This window comes from Psychrobacter sp. UBA2769 (genome assembly GCF_002352555.1).
GTDB lineage: Bacteria > Pseudomonadota > Gammaproteobacteria > Pseudomonadales > Moraxellaceae > Psychrobacter > Psychrobacter maritimus.
This window is the reverse complement of sequence record NZ_DEIR01000014.1, coordinates 160,216-184,940: the sequence shown is the minus strand read 5'-3', so window position 1 is coordinate 184,940 and position 24,725 is coordinate 160,216. Positions and strand designations below refer to the sequence as shown.

16 protein-coding genes and 1 pseudogene are annotated in these 24,725 nt (G+C 44.6%); 13 read left to right on the top strand and 4 right to left on the bottom strand.

Annotated features, from left to right (window positions below; all coding sequences use genetic code 11):
• Window positions 1-153 precede the first annotated feature (153 nt).
• Window positions 154-1,590, top strand: coding sequence for a L,D-transpeptidase family protein (locus B3Q63_RS06345; protein ID WP_296174997.1), 1,437 nt, complete (start codon window positions 154-156; stop codon window positions 1,588-1,590).
• Between the two features lie 224 nt (window positions 1,591-1,814).
• Here B3Q63_RS06345 and B3Q63_RS06340 read toward each other — a convergent pair whose 3' ends face one another.
• Complete coding sequence (locus B3Q63_RS06340) at window positions 1,815-2,027, bottom strand: hypothetical protein (RefSeq protein ID WP_201619445.1); 213 nt, start codon at window positions 2,025-2,027, stop codon at window positions 1,815-1,817.
• 355 nt (window positions 2,028-2,382) lie between these two features.
• Between B3Q63_RS06340 and B3Q63_RS06335 the strand changes: the two genes are divergently transcribed.
• The 5 genes and pseudogenes from B3Q63_RS06335 (at window position 2,383) to B3Q63_RS06315 (ending at window position 9,842) form a co-directional block, all read left to right on the top strand.
• Window positions 2,383-4,158, top strand: coding sequence for a DUF389 domain-containing protein (locus B3Q63_RS06335; protein WP_296174993.1), 1,776 nt, complete (start codon window positions 2,383-2,385; stop codon window positions 4,156-4,158).
• Window positions 4,159-4,443: 285 nt separating this feature from the next.
• Window positions 4,444-7,116 (top strand): alanine--tRNA ligase, encoded by a 2,673-nt coding sequence (gene alaS, locus B3Q63_RS06330; RefSeq protein ID WP_296174990.1) that lies wholly within the window; start codon window positions 4,444-4,446, stop codon window positions 7,114-7,116.
• Between the two features lie 332 nt (window positions 7,117-7,448).
• Window positions 7,449-8,735: an aspartate kinase gene (locus B3Q63_RS06325; RefSeq protein ID WP_201619442.1), complete on the top strand. Its 1,287-nt coding sequence runs from the start codon at window positions 7,449-7,451 to the stop codon at window positions 8,733-8,735.
• A 394-nt stretch (window positions 8,736-9,129) separates the two neighbouring features.
• A pseudogene (csrA, locus tag B3Q63_RS06320) lies at window positions 9,130-9,297 on the top strand (carbon storage regulator CsrA); the annotation flags it as partial.
• Between the two features lie 170 nt (window positions 9,298-9,467).
• On the top strand, window positions 9,468-9,842 hold the full coding sequence (locus B3Q63_RS06315) for a HopJ type III effector protein (RefSeq protein ID WP_201564802.1): 375 nt from the start codon (window positions 9,468-9,470) through the stop codon (window positions 9,840-9,842).
• A gap of 109 nt (window positions 9,843-9,951) precedes the next feature.
• Here the strand turns inward: B3Q63_RS06315 and B3Q63_RS06310 are convergent, their stop codons facing one another.
• On the bottom strand, window positions 9,952-10,263 hold the full coding sequence (locus B3Q63_RS06310; RefSeq protein ID WP_201619441.1) for a YeaC family protein: 312 nt from the start codon (window positions 10,261-10,263) through the stop codon (window positions 9,952-9,954).
• Between the two features lie 70 nt (window positions 10,264-10,333).
• Window positions 10,334-11,335, bottom strand: coding sequence for an NAD(+) kinase (locus B3Q63_RS06305; protein ID WP_227670440.1), 1,002 nt, complete (start codon window positions 11,333-11,335; stop codon window positions 10,334-10,336).
• A gap of 310 nt (window positions 11,336-11,645) precedes the next feature.
• Between B3Q63_RS06305 and B3Q63_RS06300 the strand changes: the two genes are divergently transcribed.
• Entirely contained in the window at window positions 11,646-12,368 is a 723-nt protein-coding gene (locus tag B3Q63_RS06300) for a Bax inhibitor-1/YccA family protein (RefSeq protein ID WP_296174983.1), read from the top strand.
• A 110-nt stretch (window positions 12,369-12,478) separates the two neighbouring features.
• Here B3Q63_RS06300 and B3Q63_RS06295 read toward each other — a convergent pair whose 3' ends face one another.
• On the bottom strand, window positions 12,479-15,298 hold the full coding sequence (locus B3Q63_RS06295; protein WP_296174981.1) for a heavy metal translocating P-type ATPase: 2,820 nt from the start codon (window positions 15,296-15,298) through the stop codon (window positions 12,479-12,481).
• 771 nt (window positions 15,299-16,069) lie between these two features.
• Here B3Q63_RS06295 and mrcB point away from each other — a divergent pair.
• The 6 genes from mrcB to purH all read left to right on the top strand — a co-directional run bounded on the left by mrcB (window position 16,070) and on the right by purH (window position 24,600).
• A complete protein-coding gene (gene mrcB, locus B3Q63_RS06290; RefSeq protein WP_296174979.1) occupies window positions 16,070-18,559 on the top strand; it encodes a penicillin-binding protein 1B in 2,490 nt (829 codons plus the stop codon).
• A 30-nt stretch (window positions 18,560-18,589) separates the two neighbouring features.
• Entirely contained in the window at window positions 18,590-19,477 is an 888-nt protein-coding gene (locus B3Q63_RS06285) for a tetratricopeptide repeat protein (RefSeq protein WP_296174976.1), read from the top strand.
• A 152-nt stretch (window positions 19,478-19,629) separates the two neighbouring features.
• Entirely contained in the window at window positions 19,630-20,556 is a 927-nt protein-coding gene (prmA, locus tag B3Q63_RS06280) for a 50S ribosomal protein L11 methyltransferase (protein WP_296174974.1), read from the top strand.
• A gap of 206 nt (window positions 20,557-20,762) precedes the next feature.
• Window positions 20,763-22,067 (top strand): DUF3426 domain-containing protein, encoded by a 1,305-nt coding sequence (locus B3Q63_RS06275; protein WP_296174972.1) that lies wholly within the window; start codon window positions 20,763-20,765, stop codon window positions 22,065-22,067.
• A 280-nt stretch (window positions 22,068-22,347) separates the two neighbouring features.
• A complete protein-coding gene (gene fis / locus B3Q63_RS06270; protein WP_349676423.1) occupies window positions 22,348-22,740 on the top strand; it encodes a DNA-binding transcriptional regulator Fis in 393 nt (130 codons plus the stop codon).
• Window positions 22,741-23,019: 279 nt separating this feature from the next.
• Window positions 23,020-24,600, top strand: coding sequence for a bifunctional phosphoribosylaminoimidazolecarboxamide formyltransferase/IMP cyclohydrolase (gene purH / locus B3Q63_RS06265; protein ID WP_296174966.1), 1,581 nt, complete (start codon window positions 23,020-23,022; stop codon window positions 24,598-24,600).
• The last annotated feature ends 125 nt before the right edge of the window (window positions 24,601-24,725 follow it).

The window sequence follows — 24,725 nt, the reverse complement described above, 5'->3', positions numbered from 1 at the left end:
ATTGAGCATTAGGATAATATTTGACTATAAAGTAGAAAATTAGCCATTGTAGCAATAATTAACGGCAACCCTATATCCAGCATGACTAAATTATTTCCCAACTGTAGTGAATACGTCAACAGTTGACGTTTAGCAAGCCCTAAACGAAAAAAGATGTGTCAAAAGTTTGCGAAGCATCCAAATTATGCGCATAATAGCGCCATTAGTTATAACCATAAGTATGCCAATATGATGAAAATGAAGCCTCTTATTACCGCCATCTCAATTGCTATCGTTAGTGCCAGTGTCAGCGCTGTTGCCGCACCTGCCGACACGACGCGCACCTTACCAGTACGCAAAGCTGACTCAATGCCTAGCATCGCTAAGAAAGTGAGCTTGGATGTGCAAGAAAGCCGTAGCAGCTCAATTGATGCTCGTACTACTGTACAGCCAACTGCTAATCAAGCGAATAAAGCCAAGCCAGCTGACCGTATGACTCAGCTGATTGACTCAAAGCAAGAAGCTGAAGCCAATTCAGCAGCGGTTAGCGCTGATAATATGACCGTAGAAGAACTGTCTCTTAAAGATGTGCAGTCTGATAGCACTGACGATATCAGCGAAGGTCAAGCCGTTGCTGCCCCTTCTACATCGACCGCTGATAGCGCAAATGACCCTGCGATTAAGAGCATCGAAGATATTGATGGTAAAAAGCATACCACACTGAATTTATCTAATTATGCCAAACAAGTAAACGGTGCCACATGGACACCGAATATGAAAGTCAACTCGGCAATGACCATCAAAATGCAGGCGCTATTGGATTGGAACCACGCCTCTCCTGGTGCTATTGATGGCGGCTGGGGCATGAACAGTAAAAAAGCACTTATTAACTTCCAGACTATGAAAGGCTTGCCAGCAACGGGCAAAATGGACCAAAAAACGTGGGATGCTTTAAATAAAAATATCCCAGCCAATAAGCCCGTGCTCGTGACTTATACCATCACTGAAGATGATGTGAATACTAACTTTGCTAACATGCCTGCAGGCTCAGAAGCCAAGTCAAAAATGAAAGGCTTATACTATCAAGACATCAAAGAGATGTTTGGTGAGCGCTTCCATATGGATGTGCGCTATTTAGATAAGCTGAATAAAAACAAGCAATATAAAGCGGGCGAAACCATCACTGTTTTGAATACCCGTGCCCCGCTTAAGCAGCGTATCAACCGCGTCGTTGCCAATAAAGCTGATAAGACCTTATACGCTTATAACGATGATAAGCTGGTTGCCACTTATCCAACCACCATTGGTAGTGACGCGACGCCATCACCGCAAGGTTCGTTTAAAATCATTAACAAGGTAAAAATGCCTTGGTATAAAGCAACCGTTGGTAAGGGCGCCGATAAAAAAATCCATATGCTACCACCAGGCCCAAACAGCCCTGTCGGTGTTGTATGGATGGGCTTATCGAAACCCTCATATGGTATCCATGGCTCACCAAAGCCTGAAGGTATCAGCCGTCAAGCCTCGGCAGGCTGTGTACGTCTGACTAACTGGGATGTGCTAGAGGTTTATGCCAATATCGAAAATGGCGCAACCGTTGAGCTCAAATAGTTAGCAGTTAACGCAAATGAATAAAAAAGACCTTGATGCGTAATCAAGGTCTTTTTTTGTTTAAAGCGATACAAACTTTTAATACAAACTACATGCCAATAAAAAACAGCCTCTTTATTAAGGGCTGTTTTTTTACTTTATACACGATCAAATACACAGTCAAAAACTAAGCATCAATTATTTTTATTATTGATAGCTTTTTGAAATCGATTGCTTTTGAAAAATTACGCTTTATAACCATCTTCTTTACCAGTGATACTACCGACTTTTTTGGTAAAGATGAGTGCGGCAGGAATAGACGCCAGGAAACCTGCTGCTACCGCTATTTGAATATGCGGAATCTCGTTAAAACCCGTGACCAATGCGCCAATCATAAATACGCCGATGGTAACGGTTGCGGCTATCGAATAGATGACAGAGAATAGTGGCCAGTTCATGATATATTCCTCATTTATTGTGTGGGTATAACACCTTTATACACTAAATCCACACAAAAAGTAAGTGTTTTCTTATAGACCCGCAGCCCATTCATAGCAAGTGATTCATATTAAAAGCCATATTATAATTGTTGATTTGCGCTATGCACTTTCAATAAGGAGAAAAGCAGTATATTGGCTATTTTTTGCCTGCTCAACTTCTCTGTACCTCTCATCCTTGAGTCGCAAAAAGTTCATACGCTATGATGCATTTATCATTACAATAGTGGGTTTCCTGTACTCTTACATGCACTCTGCCACTTGCATTTGCTAGTTTGCACTCTTCTATACTTACTCAATACCTAAGCTTGCTTCTATGACCTCATCTAATACTGACACTACTAACGGTTCACTGCCTGTCGATAAATCCCAAAACGATTTTAAATCTAAAGTCGTTAATAACATTGATGACATTGATGACAACATTGCTGAACCAGCAGCACAGGATGCGGCTGTTGAAAATGTTGATGCCGACAATAACAGCGATAAAGAAGTTGCCAAAGAGTCGGCAGCGGCGCAAGCACCAGAAGCGAAGATAAAGATGGAAACCGTTGCGCCTGATGTGGTGGTTGCCTCATTAGAAACCCCTGAAACAGAATCTCAAGCCGTGAATGATCATACAGAGTCGGATTTTCTAAGCACTGAAGAAGATTTTTTTCAGGGCGACTCAGATGCGCAAGTAAGCGTAGAAGCTGATGAAACGGATTCTAGTCAACAGCATTCAAACGATGCACAAGCTCATAAGCTGACAGATGCAGAAAGCTTGAACAGCGAAAACCCAAACGAAAAAGAAGCGCTCAATCAGGAACAAGCGGCTGTTCCTACGGCTAAGCCTCAAGCAATGAACGATGAGAAAAACATCAACAAAAATAAGCCGCCAATTAATAAAAAGCAAAACAGTACTCAAACCGCTGATAATGTTTTAGAAGAAGATGAGGTTAGCGATGATAACCATAAGAGCGATGAAGAAGACAATGAAGAAGGCGAAGAGGTAAAAGAAAAAAAGGAAGCCAAACTTGAATCTTATAAGCAGTTTGTCGCTGAACAGTTTAGTAATAAAAAAGTAGACTATCCAGAAGTGCGCGTTAGGATTGAGGCCAATGCGCTGCCGAGCAAAATGTATTTCATCATGAATATCCTCTCGGCTATTATCGCAAGCTATGGACTGGTGACCAACTCAGCGGCGGTGGTCATTGGGGCCATGCTAGTTGCCATGATGTTAGGTCCTATCACTGGGGTGGCATTAGCGATTATCGACCATCGTATGCCGCTACTACGTAAATCACTTATCACCGTGTTTCTAGGTATCTCTTTGGTGGTATTGGTGGGCTTTATCGTTGGTTGGCTACACAAAGACCAACTGCTAACGGCAGAAATACTATCGCGCACGCAGCCGACGTCGATGGATTTGATGATTGCCCTTGCTGGTGGTACGGCTGGTGCTTATGCAATGGTTTCTCCGCACCTGTCGGTGGCAGTGGTTGGCGTCGCGGTGGCGACAGCGTTGGTGCCGCCCCTTGCTGCCAGTGGCATTTTATTTGCCAATGGCGAGCTTCAGCTTGGGTTTGGCGCACTCTTGCTGGCTATGACTAACATCCTTGCCATTCAATTTACCAATGCGCTGGTATTATGGGTTTTGGGCTTTCGCCGTTTGGTTAAAGACGATTATAAGTCCAACACCTATTTGACTTTTTTGCAGCGTAATGCGGTGACCTTATTGTTATTGGGCGGATTAGGAACCTATTTGACCATTAATCTACAAACCAACGCCAAACAGCAGGTGTTTGAAAGTAGCGTCAAAGAGACGATTAATAGCTATTTTAGTGATAAAGGCAATGTACTGACCAATACGCAGTTTGATAAAAGCGACACCAATCAAGTCGTGCGCGCGGTGATTCGCGGCGAAACAACGCCCAGCTCCTACGATGTCCGTCAAATCGAAGCGATTATCAGCCAAGATATGGCCGATAATTTCCCTGACTATCTACCGATTCGCTTGCAGCTGCGCTATATGCCTGTACAGGTGATTGAGTCGCATCCACTCATTCAAGATAAACTCGATAAAACCGATGTGACTATACTAACCAACTGATTTATTTAACCAGCAATTTATTTAACCGATTAATTTACCCTAGTCGGTTAATGCAATAACGATAATGCGACAATCTTTCTATAAAACCTAAAGTATTTATTCAATATATAGCGATTTAATAAGAGCAGATGTTCAATGCAAACGCCTGCTTAACAATGAAACTTAAGCCGTATTTACCTGTTGTTTGCTTATGAATCTTCAACACCCTTGGCACGTTTGTGCTAAAATCGCTTGCAAAATTATTTTACTTATTTTACTCAATACATCCGTCAGTAAGGAGCCGCTGTGAGCCAGCCATTTCGCTCAGCCGATATTCGTCAAGCTTTTATCGATTTTTTCATAAGCAAGCAGCACACCCCCGTCGCCTCGTCGAGCTTGATTCCGTACAATGACCCGACATTGCTATTTACCAATGCCGGTATGAATCAGTTTAAAGAAACCTTTTTGGGCATGGAGCCGCGTGACTATACGCGTGCCGTGAGCTCACAAAAATGCGTACGTGCCGGCGGTAAACACAACGATTTGGATAATGTTGGTTATACGGCGCGCCATCATACGTTTTTTGAGATGCTTGGTAACTTCTCTTTTGGTGATTACTTTAAGCAAGCTGGTATTGCCTATATTTGGGAGTTTTTAACCTCAGATGAATGGTTGGCAATCGATAAAGACCGTTTGTATGTGACCATTTATGCAACCGATGATGAAGCCTTTGATATTTGGCATAAAGACATTGGCATCCCAAGCGAGCGTATTATCCGTATTGGTGATAATAAAGGCGCGCCTTACGCCTCTGATAACTTTTGGACGATGGGTGATACCGGTCCATGCGGTCCTTGTACCGAAGTGTTTTATGACCATGGCGCTGATATCGAAGGCGGTTTGCCGGGTACGCCTGAAGAAGATGGCGACCGTTATATTGAGATTTGGAACTGCGTCTTTATGCAGTTTAACCGTCAAAAAGACGGTACTCTGCTGCCGCTACCAGCCCCAAGCGTCGACACTGGTATGGGTCTTGAGCGTATCAGTGCCATTATGCAAGGCGTCCATGGCAACTACGAGATAGATTTATTTGTCCATCTAATGGATGCGGCGGCTGAGATTTTAGGTATTGAAAACGAGCAACAATCTTCCTTAAAAGTTATCGCCGACCATATCCGTGCCGTGGCATTTTTGATTGCTGATGGCGTCACTCCAAGTAATGAAGGTCGCGGTTATGTACTGCGCCGCGTTATTCGCCGTGCGGTACGTCACGGTAACAAGCTTGGTGCCGATAGCGACTTCTTTTATAAAATGGTTGCGCCGCTTGTCGCTGAGATGGGCAGCGCCTATCCTGAGCTAAAAGACAAACAGAGCGTCATTGAAAATGCCATTCAAAAAGAAGAAGCCCAATTTGCTAAAACCCTAGCACAAGGTTTACGCCTGCTTGCCAGCGAGCTTGAAGGCTTGCAAGATGGGGATACCCTTTCTGGCGAGGCGGCATTCAAACTTTATGATACTTACGGCTTCCCCGTTGACTTGACCGCTGATATCACCCGTGAGCGCGGTATTGTGATTGATGAAGCGGAGTTTGATGAACACATGCAAGCACAGCGTGAACGGGCGCGTGATGCCGGCAAATTTGATGTCGATTACAGTAGCGTTATCCAAGTAGAAAACCCAACGACCTTTATCGGTTATGAGCAGCTTGAAGAAGATGGCGTGATTATTCATGCCCTTTATCAAGATGGCAATCCAGCCGAGAGCTTAGCTGAGGGCATGGAAGGCGTTGTTGTACTTGACCGTACACCGTTTTATGCTGAAGGCGGTGGTCAAGTAGGTGAGCTTGGCGAAATTCGCACTGCAACGGGTGTTTTTGAAGTGCAAGATACCAAAAAATCTGGGCAAGCTATTATTCATTATGGCGTGGTTACCATGGGCGAGATTAACGCCCAGCAAACAGCCGATGCGCAAGTATTATCAAGCATTCGTGCGGCTAGTGCCAAAAACCACTCGGCCACGCATCTATTGCATGCCGCGCTAAGACAAGTATTGGGCGATGCAGTCACACAAAAAGGCTCATTAGTCTCAAGCGAAGTATTACGTTTTGACTTTTCTTATGACAAACCGGTTAGCGCTGCTGAAATCAGCCGTATAGAACGCCTTGTCAATGAGCAAATTCAAGCCAACACCCCTGCCCGTATCGAGCACATGTCTATCGATGAAGCGATGAAGCAAGGTGCGATGGCGTTATTTGGCGAAAAATATGGTAGTGATGTGCGCGTACTGACCATGGGAACCGACAGTATCGTTGATGGGCAGCGTCAGCCGTTTTCTATTGAGCTGTGCGGTGGTTTGCACGTTAAACGCACTGGTGATATTGGGGTGTTAAAAATTACCAGCGAATCCGGTATTGCGGCGGGCATTCGCCGTATTGAAGCGGTCACCGGTATGAATGCCATTAAAAACATTCAGCAAAGTGAGCAACAACTCAGCGAGCTTGCCAGCCAGCTAAAAGTCAAACGTCCTGAAGTAGCACAGCGTGTGCGTACCATGGCCGATAAGCAGCGTGATTTGGAAAAACAGCTCGAACGTTTAGAGCAAAAAATCGCCAGCGCCCAAGCCGCTAATTTGCTTGATGACGTGCAAACCATTGCTGGTACACCCGTGCTTATCAGTACTTTAAGCGGCGTTGATGGTAAATCCATCCGTACCCTGATGGACGATATCAAATCAAAACTTCCTGATAGCGTGATTGTATTGATTGGTGATAAAGATGGGCAATTGGCATTAGCCGCTAGTGTGGCAAAATCTGTTACCGCTAAAGTAAAAGCCGGTGATATCATTCGTCATTTGGCAGGTGAGCTGGGTGGTAAAGGTGGCGGTAAGCCTGACTATGCCCAAGGCGGCGCACCAAAAGCTGCCAACACCAGCGCGGTTATCAATGCGTTACCTGCGTGGATTGCAGAGCAGCTTGGTTAAGTATTAAGCTGAGGCTAATAGATGATTGGTTATAACGGTTATAACGGTTATAACCAATCGCCATACATCTAATGCTTGCTAGCACTTAAAGTTATGGCGCTAATATGGTATAAAGTACCACGCTTAGATGCAGGTCAGCATATCTAGTCTCTAGCTATAAATAGTAAAACAGCAGAGCGTAAAACAGCAGAAAGTAAAATACAGGGCGCAGTTTTTATAATCCGGCTTTATCGTTATTAAAATGAATCTAGCACTGTCGTTGCAAACAGCGCCATGATGGATTGATGTCGATAAGTAACAGATGGCCATTGGTGAATAATAGGTAGATTTTTATGGCGTTAATAGTACAAAAATACGGCGGCACCTCGATGGGCAGTATCGACCGCATCAAAAATGTCGCCAAACGAGTCAAACGCTGGCATGACAACGGTCACCAAGTGATTGTGGTGGTGTCTGCCATGAGCGGCGAAACCAACCGTTTGATCGATTTAGCACGCCAAATCAGCAGCCAACCTGACCCGCGCGAATACGACCAAATGGTCTCAACGGGCGAGCAAGTCTCTATCTCTTTACTTGCGATGGCGATTAAAGAGTTGGGGGTTGGCGCCCGTTCATTCACCGGTCGCCAAGTCGCCATTAAAACCGATAGCGCCCATAATAAAGCGCGTATCGAAAGCATCGATGATAAAAACATCCGTGAGCAACTAGATGCGGGCAACGTCGTTATCGTCGCAGGCTTCCAAGGTATCGATGAAGAAGGCAACGCGACGACATTAGGTCGCGGCGGCTCTGATACGACAGGTGTTGCCATTGCAGCAGCCTTGGGCGCTGATGAATGCCAAATCTATACCGATGTCGATGGTGTCTATACCACCGACCCACGCGTCACCTCAAAAGCCAAAAAACTTGAAAAGATTACCTTTGAAGAAATGCTTGAGATGGCAAGCCTTGGCTCCAAGATTTTACAGATTCGCTCAGTAGAGTTCGCTGGCAAATACGGCGTGCCACTGCGCGTATTATCTAGCTTTGATGAAAACAACGATGGTAGCTTCGACCAAGACTTTCAAGACAATGTCGGCACCCTAATTACGATAGACGAAGGAGACAACATGGAACAGGCAATCATCTCAGGTATCGCTTTTAATCGCGACGAAGCAAAAATAGTCGTGCGCGGTGTGCCTGATCACCCTGGTATCGCCTCTGCCATCCTAAGCCCTATCGGTCGCGCCAATATCGAAATTGATATGATTGTCCAAAACCTATCGACCAACGGCACCACTGACTTTACCTTTACCGTCAACCGTACTGACATGGATAAAACCATGAAAGTGCTAGAAGATGAAGTAAAAGATGAGATTGGTGCCAAAGAGATATTGGCCAACAACGAAGTGGTTAAAGTGTCATTGGTCGGTGTTGGTATGCGCTCGCACGCTGGTGTTGCTAGCCTGATGTTCCAAACCTTGGCTGAAAATAACATCAATATCCAAATGATATCGACCAGTGAAATCAAAGTGTCTGTACTTATCCAAGAACAGCATTTAGAAAAAGCGGTCAAATCATTGCACACGGCCTTTGGGCTTGACCGTGAAGACGGTGACAGCAAAATTGCTGGATTATAATATTTAATGGCTAGCGTTTATACAGTATAAGCATTAGCGCTTTAATAAAAACCAAAGCGGGTTGCATACTTATTAAGCAAATAACGATTGATTATTTTTAGCAAATTTTAATTAAATAGAGTCTCATTAGGCTCTATTTTCTTTTATTACTATTGCTAAGGTAAGTATATACCTAATAGTTTTGTGAAAACCCGTGACAGTATCTGTTATGCCCCCTATAATGGGGCTTTCATTTGGGCTAAATGAATCTACCTATCATTACCGCTATTGGCACCACCTTAAGCATTGTTTTTATGATGAATACCTTGCTTATTTAGTGCTGCGGTGATGTCCTGTAATTGAGACGCAATCTGATGAGTAATAATCTGTTGATGCGACATAAGGAGTGTGACGCATGTTAATTTTGACACGCCGCGTGGGCGAAACGCTAATGATTGGCGACGAGGTCAGTGTGACTGTCCTAGGTGTCAAGGGCAATCAAGTACGAATCGGTGTGAATGCACCTAAAGATATTGCCGTACACCGTGAAGAGATTTATCAGCGTATCCAGCATGAGCGTACGGTACAGTCGCAAATGCAACATCTTGAACAAGGCAGCTTTGCGCCTTCATTCGATGATGAAGACTATTTCAATCGCTAAATGGTTCGCTTACTATCTAACTATCAATAATTATTGGGCATAAATTAAGCACCCTATTTTTGCTTTCTAATCTGCTCTGAGGTCATGTATTTATGAGTATCCGCCAATCAGATGTATCGGCTCTACTTAATGGTTTGAATAAAAAAGCCATTGGATTCAATGATGTCATCAGCTTTATTGATGATTTTTATCGCTATGCACCAGCGCCTTTTGTCAATGGCTTGATCCATAACGCTGCAGGCGAAAACGAAGGCAGCGCCAAGATTTTTGGCTTTGCTAAGCACCATGGCTTAAATCAATTAGACACCCTAAAGCTGTTCGGTGAGCATTATGCCAAGGTTCAAGCGACCCCAAAGGGTACCGACCATGCCAATATCCGCAATTTCTTACATTGGGGTTGGCAAGGGTTTTTGATGGAAAAAAATCCATTAACGCCGCGTCCTAGTGTTGATACCAGCGCGCTATAGTGATCTAGCTATGTAGTGATGCCATATTGATACATAAAAAAGCCACGCTATCATCATAGCGTGGCTTTTTTATATGCATTATTTTTTATCCGAAAACTTCGATGTTAGTCTATTTATTGCGAAATTTGACCGGCTGCACCGCACCTTTAGGATTGGGCATATTGGGATAATGGTGCTCGTGTTCGACATCACATTCAGCGCCCACAATAGAGCCATCGTCTTTTACAGGTTTATGGATATAACCGGTACGCTCGGCTGGCGGCAGATGCTCATGCTCCCAAACCATCACCGCTTGCATACAAGTTTCGCGCTGCTCAGGCGTGAGCTTACGACCATCTGGCCACTTACCTATCTCAATCGCCAAACGGAATTGATCGACCACTTCTGGGGTGACACTTGCTAATATCGTTTGTTTGTCCATCGTACCTACTCTCCACTACTATATTTTATATAAAAAGCCTTATCAGACAGACTTTTTATCATCGATGCGCTTATTCTTCTATAATATCATCATCAACATCCATACTGAATTCTTCGGCATGGACGTTCCAGTGCAACTTGGTGCGGCAGGCCTCATAGAAATCAAACCCTGGTGGATGTAACAAGGTAAGTTTATCAGGGTGCTTGCGAATGTACAGGCGTTGCTCTTGGTCGAGCGGTATACTGGGCTTGCCATCGGCGCTCACCTGCGGCTGGGTGCGATTGTCCTCATGGATACGAATACAAATCTCACTCGTCCCACTCACCACAATCGGGCGACTAGACAAGGTGTGCGGGTGCATCGGCACCAAACAAATCGCATCCATACTCGGGTGAATGATAGGACCACCGCCAGAAAGTGCATAAGCCGTTGAGCCCGTTGGCGTCGCGACAATAAGCCCATCACTATGCTGGCGGTAAACATCATGACCATCAATTTTCATCTGAAAATCAATCATGTGCACCGATTTACCCGCATGTAATACCACATCGTTAAGCGCCATATCTTCATGAATAATCTTGCGACCTTCACGAATCTCCATGGTGAGCAAAAACCTATGGTCTAACTGATAATCGCCCATCAATACTTGGCGTAATTTAAAGGCGGCTTCATCAGGCTTTACATCGGCCAAAAATCCCAAACGACCACGGTTAACCCCCAATACAGGGACACGGTAGCGTGCCAGTGCTTCAGCGGCATGCAAGATTGAGCCATCACCGCCTACTACGATGACCAAGTCACAAATCTCGCCAATTAAACTGCGTTTAACGATTTTGACGCGCTCAATCTCAGTCAGGTTTAACGTCGGTAAATTGGCCGTTTGTACATCCATAATCAATGTCAAATTCATGTCATTGATGGTTTGGGCAATCTGCACCAAACTTTGGGTCACACTACGTTTTCCCGCGCGGCCCATCAGACCGATACGCCTGAAAGCAGGATTTTTGATAGCGTGGAACAGCTCTGATTCATGTAAGTGCGGCAATCGGGCGGACTGCGCTGAGTTTTCCATAAAACGACTCGGCATAACGGTAAAGTACAGGGCAATGATAGCGAGAAAACAGCGCTTAGACTAGCATGTTTATCAATTATCGTTGTTAACTGTCGTAATTGACCCCATATATCTTCTATCATACGCCACTTTTAGGCGTGTTTGTTTAGCTACTCACTATCGCACCCTATTTCTACATACATGAGCGAATCACCGGCGTAATAGTCGCTGAGAGCCTTGTATGCTGTCACGCAAACACAGTTGACAATAATAGCGGTTTTGCTAAAGTAGCTGGCATCTCAGTTATTTATATTTTATTAAGGACATTTTTATGGCCAATCCTATTGTCAGTCGTACAGAGCTTGCCGTTGGCGGCGCGCCGATGACGGTTAAGGGCGTGATTCAAAAAACCAGTCTATTGCTTGGCTTATCGGCGATTACTGGTATTGGATTTTTCTTTTATGCGTTAATGGCAGGCCTATCACAAGGCTTTATCACCATGGCGGCTTTTGGTAGTATGTTTGCCGCCTTTGGTCTTGCTATTTTTATCACCTTTAAACCACAAAAAGCCAAAACCTTTGCGGTGCCTTATGCTTTATTAGAAGGTATCTTTTTAGGTGGTATCTCGCTATTCTTTATGCGCATGTACCCAAGCGTGCCAGTTACTGCGATGTGTGCGACCTTTGTCACCGCAGCCGTAATGCTAGGGCTATATCGCTCAGGTTTGGTTAAAGTGACTGAAAAATTCCGCTCAATCGTCACCTCAGCATTGATTGCCATCATGCTTGTTTATGTGGCGCAGTGGGTACTGTCCTTAGCGTTCGGTTCGAGCTTACCTTTCTTATTTGAAGGTGGCGCTATCGCTATCGGCTTTAGCTTATTCGTGATTGTTATCGCCTCTTTTACCCTGTTATTAGACTTTGATAATATTGATCGCGGTGTGGCGATGGGTGTATCTGAAGACTACGAATGGTTATTTAGTATTGGTATCCTTGCCACGCTGGTGTGGATGTATATCGAATTTATGCGTCTGCTAAGCTATCTACAAGACTAATCTAAACCCTGTTTAGTAGTTATTTAAATAAAAAAACCGTCTTTTATAAAGGCGGTTTTTTTGTGGGTAATTTTCAGAAATTTATCTAAATGAGTTTAAGCTGGCTTAAATTAAGCACGCTTTAGACGCAGCGCATTTAATACTACAAATAATGAGCTTAATGACATGCCAATCGCCGCAAGCCAAGGTGGTACATAGCCTAAAGCCGCTGGTATCAAGACACTACTATTATAAATGAGCGCCCAACGCAAGTTTTGCTTAATAATACGCTTGGTCTTATCAGCGATACGTTTCGCCGCAGTAATAGCTTCGATTTGACCATTTAGGATAATACTGTCGCTCGATACTTGCGCCAAATCTGCAGCCCCCGCAATCGAGGTGGAAACATCGGCTGCGGCCAATACTGGCGCATCATTAATACCATCGCCGACCATTAACACGACTGCGCCTTTTGCTTGTAGCGCTTGAATATGATTGACTTTGTCGGTTGGAGATAAACCGTTATAAGCGGCTTTCATGCCTAAGTCCTCAGCCATTATTAGCGCTTGCGGGCTTGGGTCACCTGTCAGCATGACGGGTTCAATACCAAGCTCTTTCAGCGTATCAAGCATCGATTTAGCACTATCACGCACCTTATCGTTAAAGTAAAAACAGGCCAGCGCTTGCCATGCATTTGACTGACTATCCTGACAAGATAATACCACAGCCGAGCTGGCTCGCTGTGCAACCAAATCAATAACTAAGTCATGATTATCACTATTCGCTTTATTCAAGGCAAAATCCACATGACCAATGCGATATAGCACCCCATCAATCATCGCTTCTACGCCGCCTGCTGGATAATATTGCAAGGCTTGCGTGGCTGGCAGGTGCAATTGATAAGCTGCTGTGAGCAGCGCATGAGCAATCGGATGGCGACTACCGACTTCGAGCGCGGCGGCAATGGCTAATAGCTTGTCCTTTTCGTCACTAGCATCATTTATGGCTGTTGCCACATTATTAGTAGCTATTAGCTCGATATTTAATAAATTGGGCTTACCGTAAGTGAGCGTACCGGTCTTATCAAACGCCACATGGGTAATCTCAGCAAGGGTTTGCAAAGTATGCCCACGTGTGGTTAAAAAGCCATAACTCGCCAATCGATTGGTCGCTACCGTCAGCGCAATCGGTGTCGCTAAGGAAAGCGCACAAGGACAGGTCGCCACCAAGACTGCAACCGTCGCCCAAATCGCTTGGCTTGGGTCAACGATATACCAACCGATAAATACCAAAGCTGACAATACTAAAATCCGTGCCACAAACCAACGTGCCAGCTTATCCGCTTGCTGAGCAAGTTTTGGTTTTTCGCTCATGGCACGGTTCATCAGCCTGTCTATCAAACCTATCTGGCTGTCTTCTGGCAATGCAGTCACTAGCATCTCAAACGGCTGACTGTCATTTTGGGCGCCGCCAACGATATAATCGCCTTGGGTTTTGATGATTAAATCACCCTCACCTGTCAGCAAACTTTGCGAAACGGTAGCGGTTTGGCTGAGCAAGATACCATCGCTGATAATCTCTGAACCAGCCTCCACCATAATGATGTCACCCACTTGCAAGCTATGAGCGGTCACCATCTGTTTGTCTTTTTGCTTGTTATTTAGCGTATGCTGCGTTTTTGAGAGACTGGCGGGCGTATTATTGGATTGCTGCCAGTCTTGAGCAATACGCAAGGTCAACTGCTGGATATTGGCATCCATGCTTTGCATAAAGTTGGGCATCGATTTTGCTACAGCGCTTGTGTCATTAGTCGCTAAATCATTATTTGGGTTAGCAACTTGTTCAGTGTCATTATCAGCAAGGGTTTCATTAAGGGCATTTTGTTCTAAAAGCTGCAAGATACGCGCAGCTGCGTCTTTATCTTCGGCAATTTTTTGTACTAAGACAGGCTCGACCACTACCAAGTCATTGGCCATGGTGGCTGCTTTCAGGCGTGCATTATGCTCAATATAACGCCCAGCCAATAAGAAGAAAATAAACATACTGACCGAATCATAGTACGTCTCCCCTTGCCCCGTGACGGTAGCGTAAAGACTGGCAAAGAATGTCACCACTAAGGCAATACTAACCGGCACATCCATATTGACTTGACGGGCACGAATCGCTGACCATGCTGAAGTAAAAAACGGCACACCCGCATAAAAGAACACCGGCGTACTCACAAATAACGACACCCAACGTAGAAAGTCACGTTGGAAAATAAGCATGTCGCTATATTCACCAAAGTAAATCGCGACCGCATACATCATCGCTTGCATCGACCCGAGCGCCGCGATACCAAGACGCAATAGCATCTGACTGTTATGGCGTGCCAGCATAGCCTCATGGGTATCTTGCCGATAAGGCTTGGCTTCATAGCCAATCTCATTGATAACGCCCAAAATACGACTAATCGGCAGCTTGTCTTCGTTCCAAATCACCCGCATACGCTGATTGGTTAAATTCACCTGACATTGACTGATGCCATCTAACTCATCTAGGCGCGACTCAATCAGCCACGTACAAGCAGCACAGCGCAGATTATTCACCGACAGCTCGGCCACCGACAGACCATCTTGTGCGTAGACAAACTGCGACTTTATCTCGTCGTGATCATAGGCTTCGAGGCGAGTCAGCTGGGTGGGCAAACTTGCCGTACGGTTAATCTCTGAGCGGTCAAGATAATATTGCTCAAGCCCCGCCTCGACAATACTTTGCGACGCCAACTGACAGCCCATACAGCACATCTCACGCGACTGACCTAAAATATCCGTATGAAACGGCGGCTGCGGCACAGGATCGCCGCAATGAAAACAGTGACCGGCAAGCGGCAGCACCAAACCCTCAGTAATCGAGTGGTCCTGATAATGACGGTTGCTGCTTGATGGCATTGATGAAGGAACACTGGACATAATCGCGCTTATTTCCTTTCGACAGGTTTACTTACAGCCGACTGGCCTTTAGTAAACTTGTCATGATTAACTAGAGTCAACCCCTATGTAAAAGAGCTGCTTAACAAGGCTGTTTTTTAACACAGCTACTTTACATAGATATTGGCATGACTGGCATAAACAAAATACCGAACAAGAACGATAACGGCTCATTAATAGCATTGGCAGCATAGATAGCATTAATAAAAATCATCATAAAACAAATGGTGGGAAAAGTATGATGCCACTGCTTTCAATGATATAAGTAACGTAAATGGTAAATTGCTGGTTTGGCTAGTGCTTTTAATACAGCTTATATAGTTTATCCAATTCAAAAACGATACAGTAAAGCTGGGATAAGTTTTTCGAAGCCTCTGTCGGCATCGGCACAGCAAGCGAGAAAAAGTTATCCCAGCAGAATCCGCCTACCAACCTATTGCTTTTGTTTGTTATTGCTTTCAGGTAATAGCAACTATATGGCATCAATACGCTCTATTAAAAGAGTCTAAAGCTTGCGTAAAAACCTATTAATATACCATTAAGTATTAAGATAACCATTATACTATAAGCAGGTGCGCTAAGCAGCATAACCCTTAGTCGCATATAGTCGCGCCATCTCAATGTATCCAAACCCCGTATAACGAATCCCTAACGAACGCCCGATGAATGCGCGCGTTGACGATGATAGATTGAAAAAATTGTCAATTTGCGTCATTATGAGGCAGTTTTTTATCCCAGAATGGTGTGTCATCAGTGCAAAAATCTAATTCTAAGCAACCACAGTCCTCTAAGCCTGCTATCAATACGCTACCTTCACAGCAGCGCGGCATGGTGTTTAGTAGTATTTTATTAATTGTCATTATCGCCGGTATGGTGCTGTTGGCGCTGTATTTGGTCAAACTTGATCGCACCATTACCCACAAGTTTGAGGGTAAACGCTGGGATATTCCTGCCAAAGTGTATTCGCAGCCGCTAGAGCTATATCAAGGCGCGAACGTCGATACAGACACGATGAAAAAGTGGCTCGAGCTACTTAATTATCAAAGCAACAAGTCTTATGATCGTACGGGTACTTATCATAAATCCGGCAATACTTACTTTATCCATACGCGCGGCTTTACTTATAGCGCCAATGATGTCGATAAAGAGCAAGTCATCAAAATGACCATTGCTGGCAATAAGATTGAATCGGTACAAAGTACCCAGCCGGCCAAAACTGGCATTATTCGTCTTGAGCCGGTTAATATCGGTGGGATTTATCCAGACAGCAACGAAGATCGTATGGTGGTGTCGCTAGACCAAGTGCCGCAGCCACTGATTGACGCCCTAATCGCTACAGAAGATCGGGGATTTTATGAGCATAAAGGCGTATCGATACGTGGTATCGCCCGCGCCGTATTAAACAACTTTACCGGTGGTTCTAGGCAAGGTGGCTCGACCATCACCCAGCAGCTGATTAAAAACTTTTATCTAAATTCAGACCGTACCATGAAACGCAAAGCCAATGAAGCTTTGATGGCGGTACTACTTGAGCTGCATTATAGTAAAGATGAAATTCTGCAAACCTATTTGAACGAGATTTACTTGGGTCAAAACGGCAACCGCTCTATCAATGGTTTTGGCCTTGCCTCACAATTTTACTTTGATAAACCACTCAAAGAGCTGCGTTTAGACCAACAAGCGCTGCTGGTCGGTATGGCAAAAGGACCGAGCGTTTATAATCCACGCCGCCATCCAAACGATTCAAAAGCGCGTCGAAATACAGTACTAAGCAATATGTTGGCGGTCGGCTCGCTCAGTCAAGAAGATTACGATAAAGCCATCGAGCAACCACTTGGTGTCGTTGATAAACCCGTTGAAGGCAAAAGCCAGTTCCCTGATTTTCTAGATATTGTTAAGCGCGAATTAAATAAAGTTTATTACTCGGATGACCTGAAAAACGAAGGTCTGATTATCATCAGTACCTTAGATCCTATTGCCCAGTTAGCAGCGGATAAAGCGGTTGAGAGAAAACTTGGTGAGCTGCGCCGCCGAGGTAGTAAGACCAAGGATTTACAAGGCGCTTTAGTCAGTGCCAACCCTGAAACGGGCGAGCTGGTGGCAGTGGTCGGTAGTGGCAGTGAATTTACGGGCTTTAACCGTGCTGTCGACGCCAAACGCCAAGTTGGTTCATTATTAAAGCCGATTATCTATATGACGGCGCTTGAAAGCGGGCGCTATAATTTGGCAAGCTCGGTTGATGATTCGCCGATTACGGTCAATCTCAGTGACGGTACTGAGTGGAATCCTAGAAACTATGACAATCGTGACCATGGTTATGTGCCATTTACCACCGCTTTGTCGCAATCTTACAATCACAGCGCGGTACGTTTAGGCATGGAATTTGGCGTTCCTACCTTTGTTAAGCAATTGCAGCGTATGGGTATTAAAGAGAAAATCCCGCCTTATCCTTCAGCTTTATTAGGCTCGGTCAATCTTAGCCCGATGGACATGCTTGGGGTTTACCAAGTGTTTGCCACTGGTGGTTTCCGTACGCCTATCCACAGTATTCGTAGCGTGATTGATGATCGTGGGCGTATCTTGCAGCGTACGGGTTTAAATACTCAGCGCAGTATCCCGCCTGAAACCAACTTTTTGATTAATTATGCGTTACAAGACGTGGTTAAAAACGGCACGGCTAGACGCATACAATCGCTTGGCAGCAATTTAAATCTTGCTGGTAAAACGGGTACTACTAACGATTACCGTGATGCTTGGTTTGCCGGCTACAGTGGTAACTATGTTAGTGTGGTTTGGGTTGGTCGTGATGACAATAAACCGATTGGTCTGAGCGGTGGTAGTGGCGCTTTACCAGTTTGGGTCGATTATATGAATCGTCTAAAACTGACACCTGTAGCCCTGCCAGAACCCGAAGGTATTGAATGGTTGTGGCTTGAGAACAACTCAGGCAAGCTGTCTAATGAACGCTGTGCCGATGCGCGCTACTTGCCCGTTATGTCAGCGTATCTACCAGAAGAAGCCAGCAGTTGTGCGCTGAGCTTATATCAACAAGATCGTGCCCGTGAGCAGATACAGTTGCAAAATCAGCAAGGCTCTATCAATCAGCAGCGTCGCCGTGAAGGCTTAGACATTCCTAATGGCGCAGCAGTTGATGCGGATAACGAAGAGAACAATGCTGAGCAAGAGGGGGATTCAAGCAATCGTACCGATACTTGGTATGATCGTGCCGTTGAATGGTTCTAGAGTTTTTAAAACTTAAAAAAGGGTTTTAACATGGCATTATTTATACAGCAAACTGTCGCTACTAAGCAGGCTATCACGGCCCAAGCTACTACGCAGATAAAACAGACAAAGCTTATTAATAGTATCGTTACTGTCAGCGCCCTTATCGGCATGCTGAGTTTAAGTGCCTGCCAGACGGCGCCGACGGTGATGACAACCTCTGCTGTACAAACTTCACAACCAATAAATAAGCAAACTACAGCGAAGCAACCGTCAACAGCGACTCAAGCACCTATTGTTAAAAACAGTACCCATGCAACCAGTCCTTATGAAAGCAATGACTATGAAGATGAGGCTTATGAATACCCTATCGAGCCTTATACGCCGCCTGAGCAGCCCACGGCAACCAACCCATTAACCGAAGCAACATCGGTTTACACACCGTCTACGCAAAGTCCGATAGTCACTCAGCCTGATAGCCCTGACAGCCATGATGCCATAATCTTTACGCCTTCTCGTGAAGATTACATGATATCTGAGCCATCGATACCCTCACATAATGAGCTATTGGAGCGGGCGCGGCAGAACTCACAGCAGCGCAGTCAGCAAAGCACGACCAATAACAGTAACTTGCCCGCCTTTCGTAATCTTATGCAAGTGGGTACAGAGCAATTAAAAGCGGGCAATCTAAATGGCGCTGAAAGCAGCTTTACGCGCGCGCAGCGACTCGCGCCCAAGTCATCAGCCGTCTATTTTTATTTGGGACAAGTAGCCCTTAAGAAAAACCAACCTCGTAAAGCTGAAGCAATGGCACGCCGTGGTCTGACGGTCTCTCAAGACAGCAGTCGCCGCCGTGCGCTGTGGCAAATTATTTTGCAATCAGGACAAGCTCAAGGCAACGCCCGCGTGATAAAAGAAGCCAAACAAGCACTGCGCTAATCACACACGCCCTCGTATTCACCATGACGACTGACTATATAAGCGCTAAAATAGGCTTATATAGTTAGTCGTTAATTTTTCATCCCATTTAATGATTACTTTCTTACCCCCCTTTCATTATCCATTTTTAATTTAACATTAAGGTTACCCTTATGGCATGGCAACAACTGCACTTACAATGTGAAAAAAATAACGTCGATCTTGCTGAGGCACTGTTATTAGAGGCAGGCGCTCTATCAATTGCTTTAGATGACGCCGGCGACCAGCCTTTATTTGAACCACTTCCTGGTGAATCACCGTTATGGGATGAAGTCATACTCACAGGATTGTTCGATGCCAGCACTGATGCAGGCAGCCGCCAAGCGATTGAGCAATTAAGTCATGAAATCGGCGCACAAGTACAAGCTAGCCGAACGTGGGTCAGCGCTGTCGATGATAAGGATTGGGAACGTGAATGGATGTCCAATTATCAGCCTATCGAATGTGCCAATAACTTATGGATTGTGCCTAATTGGCTGACACCGCCAAACCCTGAAGCCACCAATATTATTATGGATCCAGGTTTGGCTTTTGGTACCGGCTACCATGCCACTACCCGTTTATGCCTTGATTGGCTGACAGAGCAAGACCTGACCGATAAAGTCGTCATCGACTATGGCTGTGGTTCGGGTATTTTAGGGATTGCTGCGCTTTTGTTGGGCGCTCGCCAAGTTTATGCCGTTGATATTGACCCACAAGCCGTGCTGGCAACCAATCAAAATGCGGAGCGTAATCAAGTTGATAATCGCCTGCAAGCATTTCTGCCAGAAGACTTCAATAACTACTGGCAACAAAACGATATTAAACCCGTAGAAGTCATGGTTGCCAACATTTTAGCCAAGCCGCTTATTGGCTTAGCGCCTTATTTTGCCACCTTAATGGCACCAAAAAGTCGCATCGTATTAGCAGGTTTGATTGAATCCCAAACCGAGCAAGTTACCGAAGCATATCAGCCCTACTTTGCCCTTGATCCTAAGCACGCTTTTACGGCGCAAGAAGATCAACATTGGCAGCGTTTATCTGGTACATTTACAGGCTAGCAACATTTAATTACATCTGTTACGATAGAGGAGCAGTTAAATGTTGTGTATTTAACGCTGCTCTATAGTTGCCTGTGGGTTATGATGGTTAGCATATCTAAATTGACATTAGAATGATTGGCAGCGGTTGGTGAGTGGCTATACGGTATTAACATGCGGTATTAACATGCGGTATTAATACTTATACCTTTTTGGATTCTGACCCTATGACTACGCCAATAAAAACCCAGTGCCCTCATTGTCATGCTATTTTTAATATCAAAAAAACTCAGTTAGACCAAAAAACAGCAAATGTCTGCTGTGAACATTGTCAGCACAGTTTTTTGGTCAATAATAACCTTATCGTCACCGCGGACACAGAACGCCCGCTTGAAAATATAGCAAGTGAAGATAAAACTGCCGCAGCCGCTACGCCTAATATTCCTATCAATAAGCAAAATCCTTCTGTCTTATCAAAGACAAAATCAAAGCCAAACGTCACATCAGAGCCAGCAGAAGCAGATATTCTTATTCATGATGATATGATTGAGGATGAGGTGATTCATGATGGCTTAATTTATGACGACATGGACACTGATGGTTTTGAAGATAAAGATGAACATGTAGAATATGACTCATTAGACAGCATGGATGCATGGTTGACTCAAGCCGCAAATAGCAACTCTGCCGCTATTATGGGTAATCAACATGCAAAAAACACGCCTACCTCATTGAATAAAAGCACGCACTTCTCTATTAATCCAATAGCAAATCCTGCTTTAGCAAGTGCTGCCTTAAAAGAGCCGCCATCAGCCGCACACGTTGCTCTGAGCTCAGCCGCAGCCAATGATATTCATGCCAGTATCGACGAAAATGCTGATGAATCATGGCTTGAAAAATTACTTAAAGAACAAAATAAAAGTGAAGATGCGCCAAAAGACCAGACTGATTTATCAGAGCTGCTTGCCAGTATGGGTGTCTCCCTCAAAGACGAAGACCATAGCAAGGCTGCACGTTTTAAACAACAGCAGGCACAAGCAAAGTTTTCACCAACGCCTGCTAGGCGGTCGATTGCCTCGTTGTTATGGACACTTGGCTGTCTGGTATTAGCGCTGCTACTATTTGCCCAGTATGTCATTTTTAATTTGGATAACTTGGTTAAAAATCCTGCCCATGCAGAGCGCTTGCAAAAAGTATGTGCTATCGCGGCTTGTAGCCTACCCAGTGCTAATTTAGCGGCTTTGAGCACAAGCGATGTTAGCCATCAATCCAGCCGTATTAAAACAGCCAGCTCATTTAGCGATATCAGCATCACTTTAAACAATCAAAGCCCGCAAGCACAATTACTTCCTCATGTAAAAGTCAGTGTCTACGGTAACAAGGCGCTTATCGGAGAGTTTATCGCAGCGCCACAGGATTATTTATTGAGCACGCAGAGCCAATTAGGCGCGCAAAGTCGCAAACAGCTATTATTTACTGTACCGGTTGCTAATGCTCAAATCAGTAAAGTGAGTGTTACTCCTGTTTATTAACGATATTATTTATTAACAACACCATTAATAGCCACATGACTTATGCAAGAATAACCACATAGTTTATGCAAAATTATCTTTTATAAAAAGACAGCTCTTATTACAGAAAGTTCTTAGTAAGGGCATCATTTATCAAAAATACGATGCTATCCAATAACATTAAAGCCAATCGCTCTAAAACAGTCTATTAAATAGAAATAAATAGCTTCAATGCTATGGTAATGCCCAATCTATTGCTGTGATAGGCGATGACTTTGTTATAATAGCGCTCAAACGCCTTATGGTTTTTCTTTACGCTCAAGGACATTATCTTATGGCACCACATGCACAGTATAATGCCAATCATTTTGACAAAAATGCTGAGAATCCTGCTGATTACTATAAAGAGGACTACCATCGCTCAATTCACGAGGTAGAGTCTTCTTTAGACAATAGCATTCATGTTCATGAACCCCTGCGGGTGCATGTAGAACGTGTGGTGCGGCAGTATTTTGCGATGTTAGGTGATGAGATGCCAACAGACTTATATGAGCTTATTTTAAAAGAGATAGAGCAACCGCTGTTGTCTGTTGTCCTTGAAAAGAGCCGAGGCAATCAAACCAAGTGCGCGCAAATTTTGGGGCTCAATCGCGGTACGCTACGCAAAAAGCTAAAAATCTATGGTTTAATGTAGAATGGCTTAGCCTTGCTGCCTCTAATTTTGCTTAGATGACCCATACTTTTGCTTAATAGTGCTAAAACCATGGGCGCGCTGCCTTTATTTTCCAGTGCTTTTTAACGGCCACTTTTAATTATCATTTTTCAAAGCCGTTTTTCAAAGCCACTTTTCACAGTCATTATTTATGGCAAAGCTAGAGTTTATGATCTTATCAATCACGATACACTCTGTACTACTTGCCATTATTACCTTGCCAGGCGTTTACGTCAGGCTTTTTTTTATGGAACTTTTTTTATGAGTACAACCCCACTTGCCCTACTCTCGGTCTCCGATAAATCTAACATCGTTGAATTCGCTCAAGGTCTGCTAAAAGCAGGTTTTGGCTTACTATCGACCGGCGGCACTTACCGCTTACTGACCGAGCACAACGTCGCTGTGACCGAAGTATCAGACTATACCGGCTTCCCTGAAATGATGGACGGCCGTGTTAAAACCTTGCATCCTAAGATTCATGGCGGCATTCTAGGGCGCCGTGGTACCGATGACGCGGTGATGAGCGCGCACGCCATTGAACGTATTGATTTGGTCGTCGTCAACCTTTATCCGTTCGTAGAAACCATTGCGCGTCCTGACGTGACCATGAATGATGCGATCGAAAATATCGATATTGGCGGTCCTACTATGGTGCGTTCAGCAGCAAAAAACCACGCCCATGTTGGTATTGTGACCGATCCTGCTGATTATACGCGCGTACTCGAAGCCTTAGGCGAAGGTACCACACTGACCCATGCCCTACGCTACGATTTAGCGGTTAAAGCCTTTGAGCATACCGCACAATACGACGGTATGATTGCAAACTTCTTGGGTAGCCGAGTTAATGAAACTCAAACGCCAGAGAGTTTCTCACGTACCTTTAACGTTCAACTTGAAAAAGTACAAGACCTACGCTACGGTGAAAACCCTCATCAAAACGCTGCTTTTTATGTTGAAAATCATGCTTTAAAAAGCAAGCAAGCGTCTATTGCAACCGCGCAGCAATTGCAAGGTAAAGAGCTGTCTTATAACAATATCGCTGATACCGATGCCGCGCTTGAATGTGTTAAAGCCTTTAGTGCACCCGCTTGTGTTATCGTAAAACACGCTAATCCTTGCGGTGTGGCCGTAGATAGCGATCAAGTAGCGGCTTATCGCACCGCCTTTAGTACCGACCCTGAGTCATCTTTTGGTGGTATTATCGCCTTTAACCGCCCACTAACGCTTGCTGCTGCTAAAGCCATTATTGACAATCAATTTGTCGAAGTTATCATTGCTCCAAGTATTGAGGATGGCGTTCTTGAAGCAACTGCGAGCAAGAAAAACGTGCGCGTCTTGGTTTGTGGTGAATTACCAACGCCTGAGCAGCGTGAAAGCCAGCTTGATTATAAACGCGTCAATGGTGGTTTATTGGTGCAAGAGCAAGATTTGGGCTTAATTACTGCCAACGACTTAAAAATCGTCACTGACGTCCAGCCAACGGAAGCGCAAATTGCTGATTTGCTATTCAGCTGGAATGTCGCTAAATATGTCAAATCTAACGCCATTGTTTATGCCAAAGGTCAACGCACTATCGGTGTTGGCGCAGGTCAAATGAGCCGTGTAAATTCAGCGCGTATCGCCGCTATCAAAGCTGAGCACGCAGGTCTTGCTACTGAAGGCGCGGTAATGGCATCAGATGCCTTCTTCCCGTTCCGTGATGGTATCGATAACGCTGCTGAAGTCGGTATTGCTGCTATCATCCAACCGGGTGGTTCTATGCGTGATGACGAAACGATTGCCGCCGCAAATGAGCATGGTATCGCCATGGTATTCACTGGTATGCGTCATTTCCGCCATTAATCTGCTGTCAAGATAATGCTGTTAAGACAAAATCATTAAGAATAAATAAGAATCGTATTACATAAAAAAGCCACTATTAATAGTGGCTTTTTTACATTTAAGATTTGATAAAGCTTATTAAAACA